Source organism: Pseudomonas sp. S2_B07, from assembly GCF_054668435.1.
The window spans coordinates 4,301,254-4,327,026 of sequence record NZ_CP162769.1; the positions used below are offsets into that span (position 1 = coordinate 4,301,254).

Below are 25,773 nucleotides of genomic sequence, written 5' to 3' on the forward strand. Positions count from 1 at the left end.
TACGCCAAATGTTGCAACCAAAGCGTACGAAGTTCCGCAAGCAGATGACAGGCCACAACCGTGGTCTGGCACAGCGCGGTAGCAAAGTCAGCTTCGGCGAATATGCGCTGAAGTCTGTAGCTCGTGGTCGTCTCACCGCTCGTCAGATCGAGTCAGCGCGTCGTGCTCTGACCCGTCACGTTAAACGTGGCGGCAAGATCTGGATCCGTGTATTCCCGGACAAGCCTATTTCCAAAAAGCCCCTCGAAGTTCGGATGGGTAAAGGTAAGGGTAGTGTGGAGTACTGGGTTGCCCAGATTCAGCCAGGCAAAGTCCTGTATGAAATCGAGGGTGTTTCTGAAGAGCTGGCGCGTGAGGCTTTTGCCCTGGCTGCTGCAAAGCTGCCGCTCGCCACCGCCTTTGTTAAACGGACGGTGATGTGATGAAAGCGAATGAACTTCGTGAAAAATCCGCACAGCAGCTGAACGAGCAACTGCTCGGCTTGCTGCGCGACCAGTTCAATCTGCGTATGCAGAAAGCAACTGGCCAGTTGGGGCAGTCTCATCTGCTCTCGCAAGTTAAGCGTGACATCGCTCGCGTGAAGACTGTGCTCAACCAGCAGGCAGGTAAGTAATCATGGCTGAAGCCGAAAAAACTGTCCGTACGCTGACTGGCCGTGTTGTCAGCGACAAGATGGACAAAACCATCACCGTACTGATCGAGCGTCGCGTTAAGCACCCGATCTACGGTAAATACGTTAAGCGTTCGACTAAGCTGCACGCGCACGACGAAACCAATCAGTGCCACATCGGCGACAAAGTCACTATTCGTGAAACTCGTCCTTTGGCCAAGACCAAGTCTTGGGCGCTGGTTGATGTTCTCGAACGCGCTGTGGAAGTCTAAGGACTAGGGGTCGGAGAAATTATATGATTCAGACTCAATCCATGCTCGATGTGGCCGATAACAGCGGCGCTCGCCGTGTTATGTGCATCAAGGTGCTGGGTGGCTCCCATCGTCGTTACGCTGGTATCGGTGACATCATCAAAGTTACCGTGAAGGAAGCAATTCCTCGCGGTAAAGTGAAAAAAGGCCAAGTGATGACTGCTGTTGTAGTCCGCACTCGTCACGGCGTACGTCGTGCTGATGGCTCCATTATCCGCTTTGATGGCAACGCTGCTGTTCTTCTGAACAACAAGCAAGAGCCGATCGGCACCCGTATCTTTGGGCCAGTGACCCGTGAACTTCGTACTGAGAAGTTCATGAAGATCGTCTCGCTCGCCCCAGAAGTGCTGTAAGGAGATCCGACATGCAAAAGATTCGTCGTGACGACGAGATCATCGTGATCGCCGGCAAAGACAAAGGTAAGCGCGGTAAGGTGCTTAAGGTTCTCGCAAATAACCGTCTGGTTATCGGCGGTCTGAACCTGGTTAAGCGTCATACCAAGCCTAACCCGATGTCGGGCGTACAAGGCGGTATCGTCGAAAAAGAAGCTCCACTGGACGCTTCTAACGTCGCCATTTTCAACGGCGAAACCAACAAGGCTGACCGCGTTGGTTTCAAAGTAGAAGACGGCAAGAAAATTCGTGTCTTCAAGTCGACCCAAAAAGCGGTTGATGCTTGAACACTGCTAGGTAGAAGACCATGGCACGACTAAAAGAGATTTACTGGAAGGAAATCGCACCGAAACTTAAGGAAGAACTTAAGCTTTCGAACGTGATGGAAGTTCCACGCGTTACAAAAATCACCCTGAACATGGGTCTGGGCGAAGCAGTCGGTGACAAAAAAGTCATCGAGCACGCTGTTGCCGACCTGGAAAAGATCACCGGCCAGAAAGTCGTTGTGACCTACGCTCGGAAATCCATCGCTGGCTTTAAAGTCCGTGAAGGTTGGCCGATCGGCGTCAAAGTGACCCTGCGCCGTGAGCGTATGTACGAGTTCCTGGATCGTCTGCTGTCGATCTCCCTGCCTCGGGTTCGCGACTTCCGCGGCCTGAATGCCAAGTCCTTCGATGGTCGTGGTAACTACAGCATGGGCGTTAAAGAGCAGATCATCTTCCCGGAAATCGACTACGACAAGATCGATGCTCTCCGCGGTCTGGACATTACCCTGACCACCACTGCCAAGAACGATGATGAAGGTCGCGCCCTGTTGCGTGCTTTCAAATTCCCGTTCCGCAACTGATTGGAGTAGGAAAATGGCCAAGATGAGCATGAAAAACCGCGAGCTGAAGCGTCAGCTCACGGTTGCCAAGTACGCCAAAAAGCGTGCAGCACTGAAAGCTATCATCGTTGATCTGAACGCAAGTCCAGAAGCACGTTGGGAAGCTACAGTAGCTCTGCAGAAGCAGCCACGTGACGCAAGCGCCTCGCGCATGCGTAACCGCTGCCGCCTGACCGGTCGTCCACACGGCGTTTACCGCAAGTTCGGCCTCGGCCGTAACAAACTGCGTGAAGCTGCAATGCGTGGTGACGTACCTGGTCTGGTTAAAGCCAGCTGGTAAGCACTATCAAAGTCTCGGTGTTCGGGATCGCAAGATCCTGACCACCGGTGACCTTGAACTTGAATCAAGCCCCTTTTGGGGCTTGATTCATTTGTGGGGTGTGTCTAGAATACCCGGCTCGCCTGAGCCCGTGCTTTTTCCGCATGGATGAGCTCGGCGACAAGTAGTAGCCGCAAGGCTAATTTTTTTGTATTAGGAGCGTCTAGCCCATGAGTATGCAGGACCCGTTAGCGGACATGCTAACTCGAATCCGTAATGCCCAGATGGCTGAAAAGTCCGTCGTAAGCATGCCATCTTCTACTTTGAAGGTAGCTGTTGCCAAAGTCCTGAAGGACGAAGGTTACATTGCGGGTTATCAGATCAGCAGCGAAATCAAACCACTGCTGTCCATCGAGCTGAAGTACTTCGAAGGCCGTCCGGTCATCGAGGAAGTGAAGCGCGTTAGCCGTCCAGGCCTGCGTCAGTACAAGTCCGTCGATGATCTGCCAAAAGTTCGTGGCGGTCTCGGTGTGTCTATCGTCTCCACCAACAAAGGTGTGATGACGGATCGTGCTGCGCGCGCTGCCGGTGTCGGCGGCGAAGTTCTTTGCACTGTGTTCTAAGGGGGGATAAGCATGTCACGCGTCGCTAAGAACCCCGTTAAGCTGCCAGCCGGTGTCGAAGTCAAATTCGCAGGCCAACAGCTTTCGGTGAAGGGTGCCAAGGGCACTCTCGAACTGAACATCCATTCGTCCGTTGAGATCGTTGAAGAAGCTGGTGAGCTGCGTTTCGCTGCTCGCAATGGCGATCAACAAACTCGCGCAATGGCTGGTACCACTCGTGCGTTGGTAAACAACATGGTCCAAGGCGTAAGCCAAGGCTTCGAGCGCAAGCTCCAGCTGGTCGGTGTTGGTTACAAAGCGCAAGCAAAAGGCACAGTGCTGAACCTGGCTCTTGGCTTCTCGCACCCAGTGGATTATGAACTGCCGGAAGGCATCACCGCTGAGACTCCTAGCCAGACCGATATCCTGATCAAGGGCATCGATAAGCAGCTGGTAGGTCAAGTGGCCGCCGAGATCCGCGACTTCCGTCCACCAGAGCCGTACAAAGGCAAAGGTGTGCGCTACGCGGACGAAGTCGTCCGTCGTAAAGAAGCCAAGAAGAAGTAGGGCATAGCAAATGACCGACAAAAAAGTTACTCGACTGCGTCGCGCTCGCAAAGCACGCCTGAAAATGCACGAACTCGAAGTCGTGCGTCTCTGCGTGTTCCGCTCGTCGCAGCACATCTACGCCCAGGTCATTTCGGCCGACGGCAACAAAGTCCTGGCATCTGCCTCGACTTTGGATAAAGAACTGCGTGATGGCGCCACTGGCAACATCGACGCGGCCACTAAGGTTGGCCAGCTGGTCGCTACGCGTGCTAAAGCCGCTGGCGTCTCGCAGGTGGCTTTCGACCGCTCTGGCTTCAAGTACCACGGCCGCGTCAAGGCGCTGGCTGATGCTGCTCGTGAAGCTGGGCTGGAGTTCTAAGTTATGTCAAATAACGACCAAAAGCGCGACGAAGGCTACATCGAGAAGCTGGTTCAAGTTAACCGCGTAGCCAAAACCGTTAAAGGCGGCCGTATCTTCACTTTCACCGCGTTGACCGTGGTTGGTGATGGTAAAGGGCGTGTTGGCTTCGGCCGTGGCAAGTCGCGTGAAGTGCCTGCTGCGATCCAGAAGGCAATGGAAGCTGCTCGCCGCAACATGATCCAAGTTGATCTGAACGGCACCACTCTGCAGTACGCAATGAAGTCCGGTCACGGCGCTTCGAAGGTGTACATGCAGCCTGCTTCTGAAGGTACCGGTATCATCGCTGGCGGCGCTATGCGTGCTGTCCTCGAAGTTGCTGGCGTTCAGAACGTTCTGGCCAAGTGCTACGGCTCGACTAACCCGGTAAACGTGGTTCACGCCACTTTCAAAGGTTTGAAAGCTATGCAGTCTCCTGAATCCATTGCCGCCAAGCGTGGCAAAAGCGTCAAGGAGATCTTCTGATCATGGCTACCGTTAAAGTTACGCTGATCAAAAGCATGACCGGCCGTATCCCTAACCACAAACTGTGCGTTAAGGGTCTGGGTCTGCGTCGCATCGGTCACACTGTAGAAGTACTTGATACTCCCGAGAATCGCGGGATGATCAACAAGGCTTACTACATGCTGCGTGTCGAGGGTTAATCGATGAAACTCAATGATCTGAGTCCAGCGCCGGGTTCCCGTCGCGAAAAGCATCGTCCGGGCCGTGGTATCGGTAGTGGTTTGGGCAAGACCGGTGGCCGTGGCCACAAAGGTCAGTCCTCCCGCTCCGGTGGCACCATTGCTCCAGGCTTTGAAGGCGGTCAACAGCCGCTGCATCGTCGCCTGCCGAAGTTCGGTTTCGTTTCCCTGAAGGCCATGGACCGCGCAGAAGTGCGTCTGTCCGAGCTGGCTAAAGTGGAAGGCGACATCGTCACCGTGCAGTCCCTGAAAGATGCCAACGTGATCAACGTCAACGTTCAGCGTGTGAAAATCATGCTGTCCGGCGAAGTTACTCGCGCTGTCACCATCGGAAAGGGAATCGGCGCCACCAAAGGTGCGCGTGCGGCTATCGAAGCAGCTGGCGGCAAGTTCGAGGAATAAATGGCTAAGCAAGGTGCTCTCTCTGCGCTCGGCAAAGGCGGTATGTCTGAACTCTGGGCTCGTCTGCGTTTTCTGTTCCTGGCGATTATCGTCTACCGAATAGGCGCACACATCCCGGTTCCAGGTATCAACCCGGACCGACTCGCGGACCTGTTTCGACAGAATGAGGGGACCATTCTTAGCTTGTTCAACATGTTTTCCGGCGGCGCGCTGGAACGGATGAGCATCTTTGCACTGGGGATCATGCCGTACATTTCGGCATCGATCATCATGCAACTGATGACCGCCGTCAGCCCGCAGCTGGAACAGTTGAAGAAGGAAGGTGAAGCTGGCCGTCGCAAGATCAGCCAGTACACCCGCTACGGCACTGTCGTCCTCGCTCTCGTTCAGGCAATTGGCATGTCCATTGGTCTGGCAGGGCAGGGCGTTGCGTTCACTGGTGACTTTGGCTTCCATTTCGTCGCGGTATCCACTTTTGTGGCTGGTGCGATGTTCATGATGTGGCTGGGTGAGCAGATTACTGAGCGTGGTGTTGGCAACGGTATCTCGATGTTGATTTTTTCGGGTATCGTCGCCGGTCTTCCGAGAGCGATCGGGCAGTCTTTCGAGTCTGCACGTCAGGGTGATATCAACATCTTCGCCCTGGTTGCCATCGGTTTGCTGGCAGTAGCGATTATCGGTTTCGTGGTGTTCATTGAGCGTGGTCAGCGTCGTATTGCTGTTCACTACGCCAAGCGTCAGCAGGGCCGTAAGGTCTTTGCTGCGCAGACTAGCCACTTGCCGCTGAAGGTGAACATGGCCGGTGTTATTCCGGCCATTTTCGCGAGCAGCATTTTGCTGTTCCCGGCTTCGTTGGGTGCCTGGTTTGGTCAGTCTGAAGGTATGGGCTGGTTGCAGGACATCTCGCAGTCGATCGCTCCTGGTCAGCCGTTGAATATTCTGCTGTTTAGTGCAGGGATTATTTTCTTCTGCTTCTTCTATACGGCGTTGATGTTCAATCCGAAAGACGTAGCGGAAAACCTGAAGAAGTCCGGTGCCTTTATTCCGGGCATCCGTCCAGGTGAGCAGTCTGCGCGCTACATTGATGGCGTTCTGACCCGCTTGACCATGTTCGGTGCTCTTTACATGACGGCCGTGTGCCTGTTGCCCCAGTTCCTGGTGGTTGCAGCAAACGTACCGTTCTACCTTGGCGGGACCTCGTTGCTGATCGTCGTCGTGGTTGTGATGGACTTCATGTCCCAAGTACAATCGCACCTCGTTTCGCACCAGTACGAATCCCTGATGAAGAAAGCCAACCTGAAGGGTTACGGCAGCGGCATGTTGCGCTGAGTACCCATAAGGTTCGAGGAGTTGGTGATGAAAGTTCGTGCATCGGTGAAAAAGCTGTGCCGTAACTGCAAAATTATTCGCCGCGAAGGTGTTGTTCGAGTAATTTGCAGCGCGGAACCGCGTCACAAACAGCGCCAAGGCTGAGTGTGATTGTGCTTCAAGCCCGGTAGCTAGTGCGCTACCGGGTTGATTATTTGTTATTACAGCGATATTATCTCGCGCCCTATTTCTTGGCTTCCGGGGCGTAGGTAGCTGTCAATTGGAGTCCCACTGAATGGCCCGTATTGCAGGCGTTAACATTCCAGATAACAAGCATACTGTTATCTCGCTGACCTACATCTATGGTGTTGGTCGCACTACTGCACAGAAGATCTGTGCAGTGACTGGGGTAAACCCAGCCGCAAAGATCAAAGATCTGAGCGACGAGCAGATTGAACAGCTGCGTGGCGAAGTGGCGAAGTTCACCACTGAAGGTGACCTGCGTCGCGAAATCAACATGAAAATCAAGCGTTTGATGGACCTCGGTTGCTATCGCGGTCTGCGTCATCGTCGTGGTCTTCCAGTGCGCGGTCAGCGTACCAAGACTAACGCGCGTACCCGTAAAGGTCCGCGTAAGCCGATCCGCAAGTAATCGCCCCCGCGAATCGACAGGAAAATTATCATGGCAAAACCTGCTGCTCGTCCTCGTAAAAAAGTTAAAAAGACAGTGGTTGATGGCATCGCCCACATCCATGCATCTTTTAACAACACAATCGTGACCATCACCGACCGTCAAGGCAACGCTCTTTCCTGGGCTACCTCCGGTGGTTCGGGTTTCCGCGGTTCCCGCAAGTCCACCCCGTTTGCTGCTCAAGTAGCTGCTGAACGTGCTGGTCAAGCTGCGCTGGAATACGGTCTGAAAAACCTCGACGTTAACGTCAAAGGTCCAGGCCCAGGTCGTGAATCTGCAGTCCGCGCTTTGAACGGCTGTGGCTACAAGATCGCCAGCATCACCGACGTGACGCCAATCCCGCACAACGGGTGCCGTCCGCCGAAGAAGCGCCGCGTGTAATCCAGGAGATTGTAAAGAATGGCTCGTTACATTGGTCCAAAATGCAAACTCGCTCGTCGCGAAGGCACCGATCTCTTTCTGAAGAGCGGCGTGCGCGCGATCGAATCGAAGTGCAACATTGAAGCAGCACCTGGTATCCACGGCCAACGCCGCGGTCGCCAGTCCGATTACGGCACCCAACTGCGTGAAAAGCAGAAGGTCCGTCGTATCTACGGCGTTCTCGAGCGTCAATTCAGCGGCTACTACAAAGAAGCTGCTGGCAAGAAAGGTGCAACCGGTGAAAACCTGCTGCAACTGCTCGAATGCCGTCTGGACAACGTTGTATACCGTATGGGTTTTGGCTCTACTCGTGCCGAATCCCGTCAGCTGGTATCGCACAAATCCGTCAGCGTTAACGGTCAGACCGTAAACGTACCGTCGTACCAGGTTCGTGCTGGTGACGTGGTCGCGATTCGCGAGAAAGCAAAGAACCAACTTCGCATTGTCCAAGCTCTCGATCTGTGTGCCCAACGTGGCCGCGTAGAATGGGTAGAAGTAGACACTGAGAAGAAGTCGGGCGTTTTCAAGAACGTTCCAGCTCGCAGTGATCTGTCCGCCGACATCAACGAAAGCCTGATTGTCGAGCTCTACTCCAAGTAAGGGCTAGAAAATAGGTGCATCCATGCAGATTTCGGTAAATGAGTTCCTGACACCCCGCCACATTGATGTGCAGGTTGTCAGTCCAACCCGCGCCAAGATCACTCTCGAGCCTCTCGAGCGTGGTTTCGGCCACACCCTGGGCAACGCGCTGCGCCGCATCCTGTTGTCCTCAATGCCCGGCTGTGCAGTAGTCGAGGCCGAGATTGACGGTGTACTCCATGAGTACAGCGCCATCGAAGGCGTACAGGAAGACGTAATTGAAATCCTGTTGAACCTTAAAGGTCTGGCTATCAAGCTGCACGGTCGTGACGAAGTTACGCTGACCTTGTCGAAGAAGGGTTCGGGGGTGGTTACCGCTGCCGATATTCAGCTGGATCATGATGTCGAGATCGTTAACCCCGATCACGTAATCGCTAACCTGGCGTCTAACGGCGCCCTGAACATGAAGCTCACCGTAGCTCGTGGTCGTGGTTATGAACCGGCAGACTCGCGTCAGAGCGATGAAGACGAAAGCCGCAGCATCGGTCGCTTGCAGCTTGACTCTTCGTTCAGCCCGGTTCGCCGTATCGCATACGTGGTGGAAAACGCCCGTGTCGAGCAGCGTACTAACCTGGACAAGCTGGTTATTGATCTGGAAACCAACGGTACCCTGGATCCTGAAGAGGCTATCCGCCGCGCTGCAACCATTCTGCAACAGCAGTTGGCTGCGTTCGTCGATCTCAAAGGTGACAGTGAGCCAGTGGTTGTCGAGCAGGAAGACGAGATCGATCCGATCCTGCTTCGCCCGGTTGACGATCTGGAACTGACTGTACGTTCGGCTAACTGCCTTAAGGCGGAAAACATCTACTACATCGGTGACCTGATTCAGCGTACCGAAGTAGAGCTGTTGAAGACTCCGAACCTTGGCAAGAAATCCTTGACTGAAATCAAGGACGTTCTGGCCTCCCGCGGTCTGTCCCTCGGCATGCGCCTCGACAACTGGCCGCCTGCAAGTCTTAAGAAGGACGACAAGGCGACTGCCTGATCGTCGTAATCACCGAACGTCGTGTTTGGTAAGGAATGAACCATGCGTCATCGTAAAAGTGGTCGTCACCTGAGCCGCACTAGCTCGCACCGCAAGGCCATGTTTCAAAACATGGCAGTGTCGCTGTTCGAGCACGAGCTGATCAAAACTACACTGCCGAAAGCTAAAGAACTGCGTCGCGTTGCTGAGCCGCTGATCACTTTGGCCAAGACAGACAGCCTGGCTAACCGCCGTCTGGCTTTCGACCGTACTCGTTCGAAAGCTATCGTTGGCAAGCTCTTCAACGACCTGGGCAAGCGTTACGCTACCCGTGAGGGTGGCTACCTGCGCATCCTCAAGTGCGGCTTCCGCACTGGCGACAACGCGCCTATGGCGTACGTCGAGTTGGTTGATCGTGCTACTGCCGGCGAAGCTGTATCCGCCGAGTAAGACGTCAGTCTGAAACGAAAAACCGGGCCTAGTGCCCGGTTTTTTGTGCCTGTAAGAAACGCGCGGTTTATACAAGCTTTCCTGCGTTTCATGCCTTCATTCTGTTAACGGCATTCGTTGGTAGTATTTTTCTATTGATCTCTGCAAATTAATGAATTTGTAGCCTTCTTGATCAATGGTCAATACTCCGTCCCAAGCCGATTAGCCGGCAGCTATAGACTGACAAAGGAAGAGATCGCATGAGCCAGAGTAAAACGCTTACCACCGCCAGTGGCGCTCCTGTCGCCGATAACCAGAATTCCCGTTCCGCCGGCCCCCGTGGCCCGCTGCTGCTCGACGACTTTCACCTGATCGAGAAGCTTGCCCACTTCAACCGCGAAAACATCCCGGAACGCCGTGTACACGCCAAGGGCTCGGGTGCTTACGGTACGTTCACCGTCACGCGGGATATCACCGAGTACACTAGCGCCAAACTGTTTGAGTCCGTCGGCAAGCAAACCTCCACTTTCCTGCGGTTCTCCACCGTTGGCGGTGAGCGTGGTTCGGCCGATACCGAGCGCGATCCACGTGGTTTTGCCCTGAAGTTCTACACCGAAGAAGGTAACTGGGACATTGTTGGCAACAACACGCCCGTGTTCTTCATCCGTGATCCGTTGAAATTTCCGGACTTCATCCACACGCAAAAGCGCCTGCCTCAAAGCAACCTGAAAAGTGCGCAGATGATGTGGGACTTCTGGTCGCATTCGCCTGAGGCGTTGCACCAGGTCACGATCCTGTTCTCCGATCGCGGCATCCCTGACGGCTACCGTCACATGCACGGCTTCGGCAGCCACACCTACAGCCTGATCAACGCCAATGGCGAGCGTCACTGGGTGAAGTGGCACTACAAAACCAAACAGGGAATCAAAAACCTCGCTCCGGCAGAAGCGGCACGCCTGGCGGGTACTGATCCTGATTATGCCCAGCGCGATCTGTTCGGCGCGATCGAGCGCGGTGACTTCCCGAAATGGCGCGTGTGCGTACAAATCATGACGGAAGCTCAAGCTGCGGCGCACCACGAGAACCCGTTCGATGTGACCAAAACCTGGTCGCAGAAAGAGTTTCCACTGATCGAAGTCGGTGAGCTGGAGCTCAATCGCAATCCGCTGAATTACTTTGCTGAAGTCGAGCAGGCGGCGTTCGGTCCGAGCAACATGGTCCCAGGTGTCGGCTTGTCGCCTGACCGCATGCTGCAAGGTCGCGTTTTCGCTTACGCGGATGCTCACCGCTACCGTATCGGCACCAATCACCAGCAATTGCCGGTGAACGCGCCTCGCAGCCCGGTGAACAGCTACCAGCGCGACGGTTCGATGGCGTTTGGCAGTAACGGCGGTGCGGCTCCCAACTACGAGCCGAACAGCTACGTTGACGCACCGAAGCAAGCGCCTCGTTATGCAGAACCGCCATTGGCGCTGAGCGGTGCAGCTGATCGTTACGATCACCGCGAAGATACCGACTACTACAGCCACGCCGGTGCGTTATTCCGTTTGATGAACGACGAGCAGAAAGCGCTGCTGGTCAGCAACATTGCCGGTGCGATGGCGGGGGTATCCAGCGATGTGGTTGACCGTCAATTGCAGCATTTCTACAAAGCGGATCCGGCGTACGGAGAAGCAATCGCAACGCTGCTCAACGTACAGCTTAACGAAGTCTAAATGAGAAGCAGAACCGCCCTCGATTGGGCGGTTTTTGCGTTATTTAAACCACTTTTCTCGGAATATCTTCGCTTTTATCGCGCTAGCGGAGTGACCAATCAGTCTTCGTGGTTCAAACTACAGACTTTCAAGCAGGGAGATGTAGGGCGATGCAAGGCCACCCAGACGTAATCGATTACCTCAACACGTTACTGACCGGCGAACTGGCGGCGCGTGATCAATATTTCGTCCATTCGCGGATGTATGAGGACTGGGGTTTCACCAAGCTCTACGAACGTATCAACCACGAGATGGAAGAAGAAGCCGGGCACGCTGATGCCTTGATGCGCCGAATTCTGATGCTCGAAGGCACGCCGCGTATGCGTCCGGACGACCTTGATGTCGGCACCACCGTGCCGGACATGCTCGCTGCCGACCTGCGGCTGGAATATAAAGTCCGGGCCGCGCTCTGCAAAGGCATCGAACTCTGCGAGCAGCACGGAGATTACGTCAGCCGTGAGATGCTGCGAATCCAATTGAACGACACCGAAGAAGATCACACCTACTGGCTCGAAAAGCAGCTAGGCCTGATCAAACTGATCGGTCTGGAAAATTACCTGCAATCGCACACCTGATTCAACGAAGACAAAAAAGCCCCTGTCACCGAGAAAGTGACAGGGGCTTTTTCATGGCCGTGATTCAGGCCTTGTCGCGAGCCAGCAGCGGCTTGAGGTAGAAGCCGGTATGAGACTGCTTCATCTCCGACACTTCTTCCGGTGTGCCGACGGCAATAATCTGCCCGCCCTTGGAGCCGCCCTCTGGCCCAAGGTCCACCAGCCAATCGGCGGTCTTGATCACGTCCAGGTTGTGCTCGATCACCACCACCGTGTTGCCATGGTCGCGCAGTCGATGCAGTACATCAAGCAGTTGCTGAATATCCGCGAAGTGCAGGCCGGTCGTTGGCTCATCGAGGATATACAGGGTCTTGCCGGTATCGCGTTTGGACAGTTCGCGGGACAGTTTCACCCGTTGTGCCTCACCACCGGACAGCGTGGTCGCCGATTGCCCGAGCTTGATGTACGACAAGCCAACATCCATCAGCGTCTGAAGTTTGCGTGCCAGCGCTGGAACCGCGTCGAAGAACACCCGGGCTTCCTCGATAGTCATCTCGAGGGTTTCATGGATGCTCTTGCCCTTGTACTTGATCTCAAGGGTTTCACGGTTGTAGCGCTTGCTCTTGCAGACGTCGCACGGGACGTAGATGTCTGGCAGGAAGTGCATTTCCACCTTGATCAACCCGTCGCCCTGGCAGGCTTCGCAGCGTCCTCCCTTCACGTTGAAGGAGAAACGTCCCGGGCCATAACCCCGTGAGCGAGATTCCGGCACGCCGGCGAACAGTTCGCGAATTGGTGTGAACAGCCCGGTGTAGGTGGCAGGGTTGGAACGCGGCGTCCGGCCGATCGGGCTTTGGTCGATGTCGACGACCTTGTCCAGATGCTCCAGGCCCTTGATGCTGTCGTGCGCGGCGGCCTCAAGCGTCGTGGCGCCGTTGAGAGCCGTAGCGCTCAAGGGGAACAGCGTGTTGTTGATCAGCGTCGACTTGCCGGAGCCGGACACGCCGGTCACGCAGGTCAGCAGGCCGATCGGGATCTCCAGGTCGACGTTGCGCAAGTTGTTGCCACGAGCGCCCTTGAGGGACAGCGACAGCTTCTTGTTACGCGGTGTGCGCTTGGCCGGAACAGCGATCTTCACCCGGCCCGACAAGTATTTGCCGGTCAGTGAGTCAGGGTGAGCCATGACCTCGGCCGGTGTGCCTTCGGCGACGATATGCCCGCCGTGTACGCCAGCGCCCGGCCCGATATCCACCACGTAATCCGCCAGGCGAATCGCGTCTTCGTCGTGCTCGACCACAATTACCGTGTTGCCGATGTCGCGCAGGTGCTTGAGCGTGCCCAGCAGTCGATCATTGTCCCGTTGGTGCAGACCAATCGATGGTTCGTCGAGGATGTACAGGACGCCCACAAGACCGGCGCCAATCTGGCTGGCCAGACGAATCCGCTGAGCTTCACCGCCGGACAAGGTGTCGGCACTGCGATCCAGCGACAGGTAGTCGAGACCCACGTTGACCAGGAACTGCAGGCGCTCGCGGATTTCCTTGAGAATCTTGTCGGCAATTTCGCCACGACGGCCTGTCAGCTTCAGCACGCCGAAGTACTCACACGCGTCGCCAATCGGCAGGTTCGTCACCGCTGGCAGGGTTTTCTCGCCCACCCAGACATGCCGCGCCTCACGACGCAGGCGCGTGCCACGGCAATCCGGGCAAGGCTGGGTGCTGAGGAACTTGGCCAGCTCTTCACGCACCGAAGCGGATTCGGTTTCGCGGTAGCGGCGTTCAAGGTTCGGCACGATGCCTTCGAACGGGTGCGAGCGCTTGACGATGTCGCCACGGTCGTTCAGGTATTTGAAATCGACGTTCTGCGAGCCGCTGCCGTGCAGGATGAACTTCTGCTGATCGGCCGGCAGTTCGTTGAACGGCACTTCCAGGCTGAATTTGTAGTGAGACGCCAACGACCCGAGCATCTGGAAGTAATAGACGTTGCGCCTGTCCCAGCCGCGAATCGCGCCCTCGGCCAGTGTCAGCTCGCCGTTGACCAGGCGCTTGATGTCGAAAAACTGCTTCACGCCCAGGCCATCGCAGGTCGGGCAAGCGCCGGCCGGGTTGTTGAAGGAGAACAGCTTGGGTTCCAGCTCGCTGATGGCATGGCCGCAAATCGGGCAGGCGAAGCGGGCGGAGAAGATTATTTCTTCACCCGGCTCGTCGTCCATTGGCGCTACCAGTGCGATGCCGTCCGCCAGCTTCAGCGCGGTCTCGAACGATTCGGCCAGACGCTGTTGCAGATCGGCGCGGACCTTGAAGCGGTCGACCACGACATCGATCGAGTGCTTCTTCTGTTTATCCAGCTTCGGCAGCTCGTCCAGTTCGCAGAGCCGGCCATTGACCCGGGCCCGCACAAAGCCTTGCGCGCGCAATTCTTCGAACACCGACAGATGTTCGCCCTTGCGCTCGCGGATCACCGGCGCCAGCAGCATCAGTTTGCTGCCTTCCGGTTGGGCGAGGACCAGGTCGACCATCTGGCTGACGGTCTGCGCTTCCAGCGGAATGTCGTGATCCGGGCAGCGCGGAATACCCACGCGTGCATACAGCAGGCGCAGGTAATCGTAGATTTCGGTGATGGTGCCGACCGTCGAACGCGGGTTGTGCGAGGTCGACTTCTGTTCGATCGAAATGGCGGGCGACAAACCTTCGATGGTGTCGACGTCAGGCTTTTCCATCATCGACAGAAACTGCCGGGCATAGGCCGACAGCGATTCGACATAGCGACGCTGGCCTTCGGCGTACAGCGTGTCGAATGCCAGGGACGATTTGCCCGACCCGGACAGGCCGGTGATGACGATCAGCTTGTCCCGTGGCAGGGTCAGGTCGATGTTCTTCAGGTTGTGGGTCCGGGCCCCACGAATCAGGATCTTGTCCAAAGTGGCCTCGCTTGGCGGGCGTCGAAAACGTAGGAGTATACGGCCAAATACTGGATGGATGCACACTATCAAACGAGCGGGTTGATGTCTTACATGAAGAGTCTGTCAGCGGAGCGCGTCAAAGCGTCGCGATATACCCTGTCAATCGATGGGACTGGTAGAATCGCGGCCGGTTCACATGAGGTTTTTCCATGCACGATCCCCACAGCGAACGCATGAGTGGCAGCGAGACCCGCGCAGCAAGCGGGCTGGCCCTGGTGTTCGCCTTCCGTATGCTTGGCATGTTCATGGTGTTGCCGGTTCTGGCGACCTATGGGATGGATCTGGCAGGCGCGACACCGGCCCTCATCGGGCTGGCGATTGGCGCTTACGGCCTGACCCAGGCGATCTTCCAGATTCCTTTCGGTTTCATTTCCGACCGCATCGGTCGTCGTCCGGTGATTTACCTGGGGCTGATCGTCTTCGCCCTCGGCAGCGTGCTGGCGGCCAATGCCGATTCGATCTGGGGCGTTATCGCCGGACGAATCCTGCAGGGCGCCGGGGCGATTTCCGCCGCCGTCATGGCCTTGCTGTCAGACCTGACCCGCGAGCAGCATCGGACCAAAGCCATGGCCATGATCGGCATGACGATTGGTCTGTCGTTCGCGGTCGCCATGGTCGTAGGACCGTTGCTGACCCGTGCCTTCGGCCTGTCCGGATTGTTCCTCGCCACCGGCGGCATGGCGCTGTTCGGCATCGTGATCGTGATGTTCATGGTGCCAAAATCCACCGGGCCGTTGCAGCACCGCGAGTCCGGTGTCGCGCGCCAGGCGCTGATCCCGACGCTCAAGCACCCGGACCTGCTGCGCCTGGACCTCGGCATTTTTGTGTTGCACGCGATGTTGATGTCGAGCTTCGTTGCCTTGCCCCTGGCGCTGGTCGAAAAAGCCGGCCTGCCTAAAGAACAGCACTGGTGGGTCTACCTCACCGCGCTGCTGATCTCCTTCTTCGCCATGATCCCGTTCATTATCTACGGCGAGAAGAAACGCAAAATGAAACGAGTTTTATTGGGCGCGGTGCTGACGCTGATGCTCACTGAGCTATTCTTCTGGCAGTTCGGCGATAGCTTGCGGGCTCTGGTGATCGGGACGGTGGTGTTTTTCACCGCGTTCAATCTGCTGGAAGCTTCGTTGCCTTCGCTGATCAGCAAGGTTTCACCGGCAGGCGGCAAAGGCACGGCGATGGGGGTTTATTCCACCAGTCAGTTCCTCGGTTCGGCGCTCGGCGGTATTCTCGGCGGCTGGATGTTCCAGCATGGCGGTCTGTCGGTTGTGTTCCTGGGATGCGCCGGTCTGGCTGCCCTCTGGCTGGCCTTTGCTGTTACCATGCGCGAACCTCCCTACGTGACGAGTCTGCGCTTGCCGCTGTCGCCCGAGGCGATCCGCGAAGCGGGTCTGGTCGAGCGCCTGAAGGCTGTCGTAGGGGTAACAGATGCAGTGATCGTCGCAGACGAAGCGGCGATTTACATCAAATTGGACACCGAACTATTGGATCGCACCACCCTCGAGCGCCTGGTGAACAACCCGCCCGAGGCAGCGTGCGTAGCCTAGGAGAACGTTATGGCCCGTGGGGTTAACAAAGTCATATTGGTCGGCACTTGCGGCCAGGATCCCGAAGTTCGCTACTTGCCTAACGGTAACGCCGTGACCAACCTGAGTCTGGCGACCAGCGAGCAATGGACCGACAAGCAAACCGGTCAGAAGGTCGAGAAGACCGAATGGCACCGTGTGTCGATGTTCGGCAAGGTTGCGGAAATCGCCGGCGAATACCTGCGGAAAGGTTCGCAGGTGTACATCGAAGGCAAGCTGCAGACCCGCGAGTGGGAAAAAGACGGTATCAAGCGTTACACCACTGAAATCGTGGTCGACATGCAAGGCACCATGCAACTGCTGGGCGGCCGTCCACAACAGGGCGACCAACAAGGCGGGGGCAACAACTACCAGCAGTCCGCCCCGGCTCCACGCCAGCAGGCTCCACGTCCGCAGCAGTCGTCGGCACCGCAACAATCGCGTCCGGCTCCACAGCAGCAGGCCGCGCCTCAGCCGGCTCCGGATTTCGACAGCTTTGACGACGATATCCCGTTCTAGAATGGACCTATGAGGTTTCTGTAAAATATTTTAATTAAAGCCCTGATTATTCAGGGCTTTTTTATTACATCTGCTAACGCGTTGACAGCTGGATAAAGAGGAACTTAGCTACCTAGACCAAAATGTAAATTTTGAAGGTGGGCCATGCTGCGTGCTCAACGGTTCGTGATGAAGTCGGGTGAGCGTTATGTGGTACTGATTGATGAGTGCACACGGATCCCGCACTACGCTTCTAATCTGTTCATCACTACCCAGGTGCGTAATGCCAGCGCTTCCTATGCGTCGATGGTCGCTGCGGCGGGGCACCTGACCTTCCTGTATCGGTTTTTCGCGGTACGAAACATTGACCTTGTAGAACGGTGCCAATCGAAGGCATTCCTTCACCCATACGAGGTCGACAGCTTACGAGATTTCCTCTCCTATCGATTCCGAGAATGGGAGCGCTGCACCGTCGATCCACAGATGTTTACGGTCGAAGAGTTATTGGCCTCGCGCGGTGTCGTTCACAAGGACGTTCTCTATTCCCGTCTGACCACCGCTAAACGATACATCGTCTGGTTTGGCAGGCGCTTTTTCGACCACCTAAGTCCCGAGCCTGAGGCGCTCAGTCAACTGGGTGAGCAAATCTTGGCGTTGCGTCCCATTCATAAGGCACGAAATCAACAGTTAATAGACCGTGCCTTGAGCGAGCGAGAACAGGCGTTGCTCGCGCAGTGTCTCGAAGTAGATGCACTCAACAACCCATTTGGTGATGACGTGCAAGTGCGAAACCGGCTGATGGTGCTGATTGAAATGGAATTGGGCATCAGAGGTGGCGAGCTGCTGAATATCAGGGTTTCCGACTGCAACTTCTCTAATAACACATTGCTCATCGCCCGCCGGGCGGATCAGGTGGACGACCCCCGAAAATACCAGCCTTTAGTGAAAACTCTTGAGCGGAAGTTGCCGGTGACGGACAGTTTGATGGCTGAAATCCACAGGTACATCATGGTGCAAAGACGTGCGGTGCGCAATGCCAATCGATGCCCTTATTTGTTTGTGACCCATAAAAATGGGCCGACAGTTGGTCAACCGCTGTCCATTTCTGCTTATCAAAAGATATGGGACGTCTTGCAGTCATCAGTCGCTGAACTTCGAGCGGTAACAGGACATCGCCTTCGCCATATGTGGAATCATTCATTTTCTAAGGAAATGGATGAACTGCCGAACCCGCCCTCACCGGAAGAACAAGAGCAAATAAGGTCACGCTGGATGGGGTGGATAGAGGGGTCGGGAACTGCCGCTATCTACAACAGGCGATTTATCCAGGCCAAAGCTGACGAGGCGGGACTCGCCCTCCAGCGTAAAGCCCGGTCAAAAAAGGGAGAGCGCAATGAATGATTTTCAGATCGGCTTAGCCCCCCAAGCTATCGAGCTTTTTACCTCCTTTGACGGATACAGTTGTACGTTTGATGGCGATCGCTGGAGCCTTAATCGAAATATTGCCTTGAACATTGAGCAGGTCAGCCATCTTCTTTCGCCAGAATCTTTTGAAGGGTTACGTCGTACCTTAAAATTTTTTTCAGTAAATATGTCAGCTGCACATACTTCAAATTTATTTGACCGATATCATGCGCTGCTAAAATATAGCGGTGGTGAGGCAGTTACTCCTACGCTTATTGCGAAATATCGTCAAACCCTCGACCCGGCTCATGAATGGTACCTCGCAGCGATAAGAGTGTTGATCAAACAATGGCACCGCTTAGGTTATCCAGGGCTGGACTCAGAATTAGTTGTTTTTTTAGGTGAGCTTGTAATTCGAGGAAACCGTAAAGGCGAGGCGGTCAAACAACTCGACAATGAAAAAGGACCACTGTCGGATATTGAATTGCTTGGGTTTAACGATAGCCTCGTTCAAGCCTACGAAATGGGCAGCGTCAGCATCACTGAACTAGCGCTGTCGATGCTAACGAGCCATACCGGCAGTCGTCCTGTGCAAATCACCAACACCCGGTTAGTGGACCTCGCCGACTCCGTGAATGAACAGGGCGAGCAGTTTTACTCTATTTTAATGCCCCGCGGCAAACAACCCGGTCAATGGTTTCGGCTTCGTTTTCGTCGGCGGGCACTCACGGAGGAATTATTTAAAATTCTGAAGGCTCAAGCAGCCTATGTCATCGCGACGGCATCAGCGTGTTGGCCTTTCAAGCTTAATGAGAACCTTCTTAAGCAACTGCCCCTATTTCCTAGCTGGAAGGCTATAAAGCGAATTGAGAATGAAGCGGAGTTTCTTGCCGCCACAAAGAACGATCAGCTTCATCTTCCAAGCAATAGGGTGACCAGGATTTTACAACAGGTAACCGAAGAAATCGGTTTGATGTCTGAACGAACCGGTCAAATGCTTAGTTTATCAGCAGTGCGTTTCAGATATACCATCGGTACGAGGGCGGCACGCGAAGGGTACGGCCCGATGGTCATCGCCGAGTTACTCGACCATTCGGATACCCAGAACGTTGGTGTGTATATCCAGAATGTTCCAGAGCACGCGGCACGCATCGACCAGGCGGTGGCTTCTCAGCTTGCACCCTTTGCCCAGGCATTTGCTGGGGTGATCGTCACGTCAAAAGCGGCGGCAGTCCGAGGCACTGATCCAGATAGCGATATCCGTTCGGTCAGCGGACGCGGCACAGGTACCTGTGGCTGCTTTGCGTTCTGTGCCGCCAATGTACCGATTCCTTGTTACACCTGCGTTCATTTTCAGCCTTGGTTGGACGGACCCCACCAAGAGGTACTCTCCGAGCTACTGGCGGACCGAATACGCTTGATTGACGTCACCCAGGATTTGACCGTCGCTTCGGTGCTGGACCGCAGCATCCTCGCTGTAACCCAGGTCGTCGAAGCTTGCAAGGCACGCAAGGCGCCGGATTCGCTTTCGTCCGATCCGGGGGCCATATGATCGACACCGCGCGCGTCATTCCGTTTGTTTCGCGTAGGGATAGGACCGCCTCGGTCAACGTCCGAAACTTCATCGTCCATATGAAAAGATGCTTCGTGGGAACTGAGGCGGAATGGGATGCGGTTCGTTGGCCGGGTCTAGGCTTTTCCAAACTTGGATGCAAAAGCACTCGGATTCCACCGCAAATGATCATGGACATCAACTTCATGAGCTTTGCGAAAGCCTACATCCTTCACCGCAAAGCAGTGGATCCGCGAGCACATGCTGGGCAGCTGGGGAGCATGTTCCGCTCATTGGAGGCGGCGATCGTAACGGCGCACGGTTCCGGCAGCATCCACCTCTGCACGATCGGCGACCTGGATGAAGCCGCTCAGGTAGCGCAGGATCACTATTCTCGTGATTTCGCTTATGGAACCGGTCTTTATTTGATGCAACTGGCGGAGTTTTTGAGCAGTAACTTTATGTGTGGGCAAAATATCAAGGATTGGGTGAGCCCCCTACCACGGCCAGTGGACCTGTTAAATTCAACCAGTCGCGAGGGCGAAGAGTCTCGCTCCAAAAAACTGCCAGGTGAGAAGGAGCTGGACGCAATTGCTGAGATATTTGCTAGCGACCCGACTGAGCCCAAAGATGTATTCACGACTTCAGCGTTTGCTCTTCTAATGTGCGCACCATCGCGGGCCAACGAGATTCTCGCCCTTCGAGCGGATGCTGAAGTCGAGGAGGAGGATCAAGAGGGAATTCTAAGATATGGCTGGCGATTTTATTCCAGTAAGAACTTTGCTGGCGATATCAAATGGATCCCGTCCTCGATGGTGAATATCGCTAAAGCGGCGTTCAAAAGGATGCTTGCGTTAAGTAGGCGCGCGCGGGAGCTCGCATTATGGCTAGAAGAACACCCTTACGAATTTTACAGACATGAAATGTGTCCTGACGTAGAGGATGATAAACCACTGATTTTATATGAGCTAACGGAAGCTCTTGGCTACAAGTTTATCGATCGTCTGGGGGCTGGCCGATTCGCATGTGGGCGAAAGTTGAGTACAAAAGACGGCGCCTATTCGTTAAAAACTTTGTGTGAATATTTGCTTACTAAATTGCCTCCGGATTTTCCATGGTTTGATAAGGCCAAGGGTGTGAAATACTCTAACTGCATTTTCTCGATTCTGGACAATCAACTCCACGCCAGAAGATTGACCAGTCCGGTCATACTTCAGAAAGCGACTGTTAGTACCTTGTGGCAAGATTTAGGGCCTCGACGGAATGTCGAATACCATCGAAGCGTGTTTGAGCGTTATGGCTACCATCATCCATCTGGTGAGCCTTACAAACTGACTACCCATCAACCTAGGCACCTATTGAACACGATTGCGCAGCGGGGCGGACTAAGCAATTTTGCACTGGCCAAGTGGTCTGGTCGAGCGAATATCCGTAGCAATCAAGTTTACAATCACGTCAGTGACGCGGAAGTGTTTGAAAAGCTACGAATGCTAAGGACATTGGGGCAAGATGCGAGCTCCAATGGACTGCTCCATGAAGTGCGGATGCCGATTGATAGTGATGATGCACTGATTTATAGGGATGGCGCCGCGCATATCACAGAGTTTGGCTACTGTGTTCATAATTTTATTATCAGTCCCTGCACGAAATTTCGCGACTGTATCAATTGTACAGAACAGATTTGTATCAAAGGCCACGAGCGTAATCGAGAGCGTCTGGCGATCCGTTTGGACAAGCTTGAGCGAGTTTTAGCCTTGGCCTTGGAAGGAGAAAGCCTAGGAGAGTACGGTGCGGATAAGTGGGTTACTCATCATGTCAATACGATACAAAGGGTCAAAAGCTTGTTAGCGTTGATGGAAGACCCTGAAATCGCTAACGGCGCACTCATAAAATTGCGCGGGGCTGATTTTAGTCAGTTGACTAGGGTTTTTCATCGGATTGGGACGGACCCATTGGATAAATGAAGAATGGCCAAACATTTGACAAAGTTTGATGTGGCGGCAATCGTAAATATTATATATGGCTGGGAAGACGCCAAGATCACATGGGAGGAAGTATGTGATGCGGTTGCTGGTGTAGTGGGTAAGCGACCGACACGGCAGTCGTTGAATGGCCATACAGAAATAGTGAACGCCTACACTGCAAAGAAGGCCAAGCTCAAGAATTCGGAGCCTTTAATTGCGAAGCCATCGAGTCTGACAGTTGCGGCAAGTAGAATTCGAAACCTTGAAAGCAAAATTTCTGACTTGCAACTACAAAATTCCGCTTTGCTGGAGTATCTGACGTTGCTCCAGTACAACGCCTACAAGAAAGGAATGACGGAAGGCGAGTTAACGATTCCATTACCCAAAATTGATCGCGAACGAACGAAAGAGTGACGTGCGTATGAGCGGCACGAGTTTTACGATTAATTACGGCAAAAGTTTTGCAGGATCGCATCCCGAATTTTCGGCGATCTTAATCCCCCCGGATTTTCTAGACACTTTGCAAGCTCATTGCGTAACGCTTTTCAAACTCTACCGGTGACAGATGATTGTGAAAACCATGACGAGCTTCGAGTTGTACAACGTCTCGATGTAAACGGAACGGTGCGCTGGGAGGAAGAGGGGCAAGCGCCAGATCTACGAAAGTCTCTATTCGCTGGCGGAGCTTTGGATCTCAACGTCAAGGGTCGATGGAACCAAGCCTTCGCGTCCGAGACCTTTACTCATATCTCCAAATTCGACGTTTTGGACCCAAACTGAAGTGCCAAATCAGGGGCAATTGAACCGTATAGTTACGGTTTTGGTGACGATACATTTTTGCAGGAGTTCCGCCAAACCCTCCAAAGATCTTGTTCGCCACTTCTAGCGGTCAGCTCGGAATATCCTGCAAGGTCGTGGACGGTACCAAATCCACTGCGAACTCTCTCTCTCGGTGGAATCCTCACCTATTTCGGAGGAGATGGACAAAAGGTTTTCGTGTGTCAAAGCGACATCCACTTACGAGTAAGGTTGGGCGTCGACGCCCGTGGCTGATGGCGATACTGGAGATGGTTGCGCTTGAATGCAGGCATTCCTGAATTACCTGGGCTTTAATCTGTTTAGGGTAAGAGCTTCGCTGGCGCATTAAGGACAATCGCGTCCGCCTTAAAAAAGGCGGACGCGATTGCCCTTAATTTTGGAGTTCGGCAGGCGTGTTGGTCGTTCGCTTACCTTTGACTAGTAACACCGATCCTAATCCTAAACTCGCCGCTCCTGACGCTCGGTGTAGGGCTTTAAAGCTGTGATTGCTCTCGAATCTCGCAGCCACCTACATAAAAGGAAGCTGCTTTTCGGTCACTTGCTTATCGGTGCGTTCTTTTCACAACGTAGTGCAACGCTCAGCACGCTGGAAATAACGCCAGAACAGTATTGTATAGACGATGTCACCCGATGCCACTACTGGCAATGGCCAGTTTATGTTGCCCGCCAGCCAGTGGCCATAAACTACTACAACAAAGAGTATTTTTAGGATTACCCCGAGTAGGATATAGGGACGATACTGCAGCGGATCGCGAGCGATCATCCAATAGGCCCAGCCGAATATGATAACTAAGCACGTGGTGAGTTGAATGAATAGGGTTGAGGTAGGGGTAATTTGCAGTCCCAACATTGCAGCTACGGGTCGCAAAGCTACGAGTAATGGAAGACCCGCAAGTACGTTGAAACAAGCGGCAGAAATAAAAAGCTTGCGGGTATAGCTGTCGGTCATGAGATTGTTCCTGATAGGAGGTGATGCCTCGCATCACACAGAGATATCTTGTAATTTTTGGGTCTCAGCCAAGCAGCTTTAGTAATGCCGGATAACTATTCGGAAATAGCCTGCTTATCCAGAACAAGGTGCTCGACTTGTTCCCTGTGATAATGCGTTTGGTTCCTTTGCGCAGCCCTTTGATGATGTCGCCGGCACAATCCGCCGCTGGCGTCAGTAGCATCTTGTCGGCAAGCGCTTTGAACTTTTCTTCTGTACTACCGGCAGCTTTACAGCGTCGTCCGGCCTTTTCAATATTGGTTTTGATTCCGCCAGGGTGCACACACACGGCGCGCACGCCGCTGCCCTCAAGTTCCGACCATAGTGCTTCGGTCAGACCACGCACGGCGAACTTCGACATGTTGTAAGCGCTTTGCATCGGGAAACCTACCAGGCCAAATACGCTGGAAATGTTGACGATGCAGCCTTCCCGCTGGGCCTGCATCATCGGCAGGAACGCTTTGGTACCGTACAAAACGCCCCACAGGTTGATACCGAGTTGCCACTCGTACTCATCGATGGAGGTGTTGGCAACCGTCCCTATGACTGCGGCACCTGCGTTATTGATGACGAAGTGCGCCGTGCCAAAATCTCGCTTTACCTCGTCGGCATGGGCCTGGAAGGCGTCCCAGGACGATACGTCCAGGAGGTAACCTTTCGCTTTGCTGGCGTCAGGCAATAGCTTCATGGTTTTGTCGAGACCAACCTGGTTGATGTCCGACAGGGCGACATGCGCGCCAGCTTCAACCATCTGGATAGCCAACTCCCGACCAATGCCTGATCCTGCGCCGGTGATGACGACTACTTTGTTTTGGAACATGTTTTTTATCCTTCTTGTTTTGATTGGTTTGGCCACTACAGATTTTTCTGACAAGAACTATTTGCTGAGAATGTGGATCGCGACGGCTGCCTCCTCAATACCCTGCAAACCGCCGCCGTTCTCCTGGATTGCATGGCGTGCGCCATATACCTGGCGTGCGCCAGCCTCTCCGCGCAGTTGCGTCACAAGTTCGTAGAGTTGTCCGATCCCGGTAGCGCCGAGTGGATGGCCTTTCGATTCCAGGCCACCTGAGGTATTGACCGGGATGCGCCCGCCCAGCGTGAATTCGCCACGTTCAGCCGCAGGTCCGCCCTGACCGAACGGGACCAGGCCCAAGTTTTCGACCTGAATGATTTCGCCCATCGCCGAGGCGTCATGGACTTCGGCGACATGCATGTCTTGCGGCCCCAGGCCCGCCTGTTCATAGGCTTGGTTAGCTGTCAGGTGACCGACGTTCAGTTCCGGCTGATCGAGCCGGCGATGGCTAAAGCTACGGATGACGCTGGCCGCTATCTTGATGCAGCGGCTTCTGTCTGCACCGATGCGTGCGAGTCCTTCCTCGGTGCAAAGGATGGCTGCTGCTGCGCCGTCCGACAGCGGCGCGCACATTGGTAGGGTGAGCGGGTAGGTGATCGGAGGGGCGGCAAGGATTTCGTCGATACCGAAGGCTTTGCGAAATTGCGAGTAGGGGTTATGGACCGAGTGAGTGTGGTTTTTTGCCGACACCGCTGCGATCTGCCGCTGCGTGGTGCCGTAGGTTTTCATATGCTGGCGGCACAATGCGGCGTAGATGGCCATGAACTTACTGTAAGGCTTGTCCGATTCCGACCCGGCGGGCGGCACTACACCTTCGCCCATTTTTACCAGCGTCTGATAATTCTCTTTGGCGCGAGAGACGTCCCAACCAGCCTCGAACAGCGAGAGGGCCTTCAGTTTATCCGGGATGTTCATCTTTTCCGCACCCAACGCCAGCGCGATACTGGCTGTACCGGCTTTGAGACTTTGCACGGCCAAATTGAAGGCTGAGCTACCCGAAGCGCAGGCATTCTCGATGTTATAGATAGGAATGCCTTCAATACCGATCTTGCTGAACACGACCTGACCTGGGATCGAGAGCTGACCTTGCAATGGGCCATTGGTCATGCCTGCATAAAAAGCGATATCGAGATCGGCGGCAGTGCAGTGGGCGTCCTTCAATGCGCCCTGGAAAGCCTCACGTGCCAAGTCGTCGAGGCTGCGTTCAATGTGTCGACCGAAGACGGTCATGGCGATGCCGGCGATATAGATATTGCTCATTGAACGGTCCTTATATTCAGTGGGTCAGTGTCCA

32 protein-coding genes are annotated in these 25,773 nt (G+C 54.6%); 28 read left to right on the forward strand and 4 right to left on the reverse strand.

Annotated features, from left to right (window positions below; all coding sequences use genetic code 11):
* Window positions 1-8 precede the first annotated feature (8 nt).
* From rplP to bfr, 22 genes are all read left to right on the forward strand, one after another.
* On the forward strand, window positions 9-422 hold the full coding sequence (rplP, locus tag AB4N43_RS19775; RefSeq protein ID WP_007943783.1) for a 50S ribosomal protein L16: 414 nt from the start codon (window positions 9-11) through the stop codon (window positions 420-422).
* Entirely contained in the window at window positions 422-613 is a 192-nt protein-coding gene (gene rpmC / locus AB4N43_RS19780) for a 50S ribosomal protein L29 (RefSeq protein ID WP_002555481.1), read from the forward strand. Before rplP ends, rpmC begins: the two co-directional genes overlap by 1 nt.
* A 2-nt stretch (window positions 614-615) precedes the next feature.
* On the forward strand, window positions 616-882 hold the full coding sequence (gene rpsQ, locus AB4N43_RS19785) for a 30S ribosomal protein S17 (RefSeq protein ID WP_003176419.1): 267 nt from the start codon (window positions 616-618) through the stop codon (window positions 880-882).
* A 23-nt stretch (window positions 883-905) separates the two neighbouring features.
* A complete protein-coding gene (gene rplN, locus AB4N43_RS19790) occupies window positions 906-1,274 on the forward strand; it encodes a 50S ribosomal protein L14 (protein ID WP_002555479.1) in 369 nt (122 codons plus the stop codon).
* An 11-nt stretch (window positions 1,275-1,285) separates the two neighbouring features.
* Window positions 1,286-1,600, forward strand: a complete 315-nt coding sequence (rplX, locus tag AB4N43_RS19795; protein WP_003176416.1) for a 50S ribosomal protein L24 — start codon at window positions 1,286-1,288, stop codon at window positions 1,598-1,600.
* A 20-nt stretch (window positions 1,601-1,620) separates the two neighbouring features.
* Window positions 1,621-2,160: a 50S ribosomal protein L5 gene (gene rplE / locus AB4N43_RS19800; RefSeq protein ID WP_003176415.1), complete on the forward strand. Its 540-nt coding sequence runs from the start codon at window positions 1,621-1,623 to the stop codon at window positions 2,158-2,160.
* Between the two features lie 13 nt (window positions 2,161-2,173).
* On the forward strand, window positions 2,174-2,479 hold the full coding sequence (gene rpsN, locus AB4N43_RS19805) for a 30S ribosomal protein S14 (RefSeq protein WP_003176414.1): 306 nt from the start codon (window positions 2,174-2,176) through the stop codon (window positions 2,477-2,479).
* Between the two features lie 209 nt (window positions 2,480-2,688).
* Window positions 2,689-3,081 carry a 30S ribosomal protein S8 gene (rpsH, locus tag AB4N43_RS19810; RefSeq protein WP_003186040.1) on the forward strand — a complete coding sequence of 131 codons (393 nt, stop codon included), beginning with the start codon at window positions 2,689-2,691 and terminating at the stop codon, window positions 3,079-3,081.
* 12 nt (window positions 3,082-3,093) lie between these two features.
* Window positions 3,094-3,627 (forward strand): 50S ribosomal protein L6, encoded by a 534-nt coding sequence (gene rplF, locus AB4N43_RS19815; RefSeq protein ID WP_003176412.1) that lies wholly within the window; start codon window positions 3,094-3,096, stop codon window positions 3,625-3,627.
* Window positions 3,628-3,637: 10 nt separating this feature from the next.
* Window positions 3,638-3,988, forward strand: coding sequence for a 50S ribosomal protein L18 (gene rplR, locus AB4N43_RS19820; protein ID WP_003186037.1), 351 nt, complete (start codon window positions 3,638-3,640; stop codon window positions 3,986-3,988).
* Window positions 3,989-3,991: 3 nt separating this feature from the next.
* Window positions 3,992-4,492 carry a 30S ribosomal protein S5 gene (gene rpsE, locus AB4N43_RS19825; protein WP_007943782.1) on the forward strand — a complete coding sequence of 167 codons (501 nt, stop codon included), beginning with the start codon at window positions 3,992-3,994 and terminating at the stop codon, window positions 4,490-4,492.
* Window positions 4,493-4,494: 2 nt separating this feature from the next.
* Entirely contained in the window at window positions 4,495-4,671 is a 177-nt protein-coding gene (gene rpmD / locus AB4N43_RS19830; protein WP_003186033.1) for a 50S ribosomal protein L30, read from the forward strand.
* A 3-nt stretch (window positions 4,672-4,674) separates the two neighbouring features.
* Complete coding sequence (gene rplO, locus AB4N43_RS19835; RefSeq protein ID WP_007896782.1) at window positions 4,675-5,112, forward strand: 50S ribosomal protein L15; 438 nt, start codon at window positions 4,675-4,677, stop codon at window positions 5,110-5,112.
* Window positions 5,113-6,441 (forward strand): preprotein translocase subunit SecY, encoded by a 1,329-nt coding sequence (gene secY / locus AB4N43_RS19840; RefSeq protein ID WP_003228718.1) that lies wholly within the window; start codon window positions 5,113-5,115, stop codon window positions 6,439-6,441.
* Between the two features lie 27 nt (window positions 6,442-6,468).
* The gene (rpmJ, locus tag AB4N43_RS19845; protein WP_002555468.1) at window positions 6,469-6,585 is read left to right on the forward strand and encodes a 50S ribosomal protein L36; all 117 of its coding nucleotides are present in this window, start codon (window positions 6,469-6,471) and stop codon (window positions 6,583-6,585) included.
* A gap of 130 nt (window positions 6,586-6,715) precedes the next feature.
* A complete protein-coding gene (rpsM, locus tag AB4N43_RS19850; RefSeq protein ID WP_003186020.1) occupies window positions 6,716-7,072 on the forward strand; it encodes a 30S ribosomal protein S13 in 357 nt (118 codons plus the stop codon).
* A gap of 30 nt (window positions 7,073-7,102) precedes the next feature.
* Window positions 7,103-7,492 (forward strand): 30S ribosomal protein S11, encoded by a 390-nt coding sequence (rpsK, locus tag AB4N43_RS19855; protein ID WP_002555466.1) that lies wholly within the window; start codon window positions 7,103-7,105, stop codon window positions 7,490-7,492.
* 18 nt (window positions 7,493-7,510) lie between these two features.
* Window positions 7,511-8,131, forward strand: coding sequence for a 30S ribosomal protein S4 (rpsD, locus tag AB4N43_RS19860; RefSeq protein WP_003210056.1), 621 nt, complete (start codon window positions 7,511-7,513; stop codon window positions 8,129-8,131).
* Between the two features lie 22 nt (window positions 8,132-8,153).
* Entirely contained in the window at window positions 8,154-9,155 is a 1,002-nt protein-coding gene (locus AB4N43_RS19865; RefSeq protein ID WP_003186012.1) for a DNA-directed RNA polymerase subunit alpha, read from the forward strand.
* Between the two features lie 42 nt (window positions 9,156-9,197).
* Window positions 9,198-9,584 carry a 50S ribosomal protein L17 gene (rplQ, locus tag AB4N43_RS19870; protein WP_007918448.1) on the forward strand — a complete coding sequence of 129 codons (387 nt, stop codon included), beginning with the start codon at window positions 9,198-9,200 and terminating at the stop codon, window positions 9,582-9,584.
* 239 nt (window positions 9,585-9,823) lie between these two features.
* The gene (locus AB4N43_RS19875) at window positions 9,824-11,278 is read left to right on the forward strand and encodes a catalase (RefSeq protein ID WP_027924377.1); all 1,455 of its coding nucleotides are present in this window, start codon (window positions 9,824-9,826) and stop codon (window positions 11,276-11,278) included.
* Window positions 11,279-11,427: 149 nt separating this feature from the next.
* Window positions 11,428-11,892: a bacterioferritin gene (gene bfr, locus AB4N43_RS19880; protein ID WP_027924376.1), complete on the forward strand. Its 465-nt coding sequence runs from the start codon at window positions 11,428-11,430 to the stop codon at window positions 11,890-11,892.
* Window positions 11,893-11,956: 64 nt separating this feature from the next.
* Here bfr and uvrA read toward each other — a convergent pair whose 3' ends face one another.
* Entirely contained in the window at window positions 11,957-14,791 is a 2,835-nt protein-coding gene (uvrA, locus tag AB4N43_RS19885) for an excinuclease ABC subunit UvrA (protein ID WP_027924375.1), read from the reverse strand.
* A gap of 191 nt (window positions 14,792-14,982) precedes the next feature.
* Between uvrA and AB4N43_RS19890 the strand changes: the two genes are divergently transcribed.
* From AB4N43_RS19890 to AB4N43_RS19915, 6 genes are all read left to right on the forward strand, one after another.
* The gene (locus tag AB4N43_RS19890; RefSeq protein ID WP_059182082.1) at window positions 14,983-16,380 is read left to right on the forward strand and encodes an MFS transporter; all 1,398 of its coding nucleotides are present in this window, start codon (window positions 14,983-14,985) and stop codon (window positions 16,378-16,380) included.
* A 9-nt stretch (window positions 16,381-16,389) separates the two neighbouring features.
* The gene (locus AB4N43_RS19895; protein WP_017341065.1) at window positions 16,390-16,917 is read left to right on the forward strand and encodes a single-stranded DNA-binding protein; all 528 of its coding nucleotides are present in this window, start codon (window positions 16,390-16,392) and stop codon (window positions 16,915-16,917) included.
* Between the two features lie 144 nt (window positions 16,918-17,061).
* The gene (locus AB4N43_RS19900) at window positions 17,062-18,297 is read left to right on the forward strand and encodes a tyrosine-type recombinase/integrase (RefSeq protein WP_460151836.1); all 1,236 of its coding nucleotides are present in this window, start codon (window positions 17,062-17,064) and stop codon (window positions 18,295-18,297) included.
* Entirely contained in the window at window positions 18,290-19,852 is a 1,563-nt protein-coding gene (locus AB4N43_RS19905; RefSeq protein WP_460151837.1) for a site-specific integrase, read from the forward strand. The genes AB4N43_RS19900 and AB4N43_RS19905 overlap by 8 nt, the downstream gene beginning before the upstream one ends.
* Window positions 19,849-21,816, forward strand: a complete 1,968-nt coding sequence (locus tag AB4N43_RS19910) for a hypothetical protein (protein WP_460151838.1) — start codon at window positions 19,849-19,851, stop codon at window positions 21,814-21,816. The genes AB4N43_RS19905 and AB4N43_RS19910 overlap by 4 nt, the downstream gene beginning before the upstream one ends.
* 3 nt (window positions 21,817-21,819) lie before the next feature.
* A complete protein-coding gene (locus tag AB4N43_RS19915; RefSeq protein WP_460151839.1) occupies window positions 21,820-22,230 on the forward strand; it encodes a hypothetical protein in 411 nt (136 codons plus the stop codon).
* Window positions 22,231-23,194: 964 nt separating this feature from the next.
* Here AB4N43_RS19915 and AB4N43_RS19920 read toward each other — a convergent pair.
* The 3 genes from AB4N43_RS19920 to AB4N43_RS19930 all read right to left on the reverse strand — a co-directional run bounded on the left by AB4N43_RS19920 (window position 23,195) and on the right by AB4N43_RS19930 (window position 25,739).
* Window positions 23,195-23,584, reverse strand: a complete 390-nt coding sequence (locus AB4N43_RS19920; protein WP_460151840.1) for a hypothetical protein — start codon at window positions 23,582-23,584, stop codon at window positions 23,195-23,197.
* 64 nt (window positions 23,585-23,648) lie between these two features.
* Complete coding sequence (locus AB4N43_RS19925; RefSeq protein WP_082240446.1) at window positions 23,649-24,443, reverse strand: SDR family NAD(P)-dependent oxidoreductase; 795 nt, start codon at window positions 24,441-24,443, stop codon at window positions 23,649-23,651.
* 57 nt (window positions 24,444-24,500) lie between these two features.
* Window positions 24,501-25,739: a thiolase family protein gene (locus tag AB4N43_RS19930; RefSeq protein ID WP_460151841.1), complete on the reverse strand. Its 1,239-nt coding sequence runs from the start codon at window positions 25,737-25,739 to the stop codon at window positions 24,501-24,503.
* Between the last annotated feature and the right edge of the window lie 34 nt (window positions 25,740-25,773).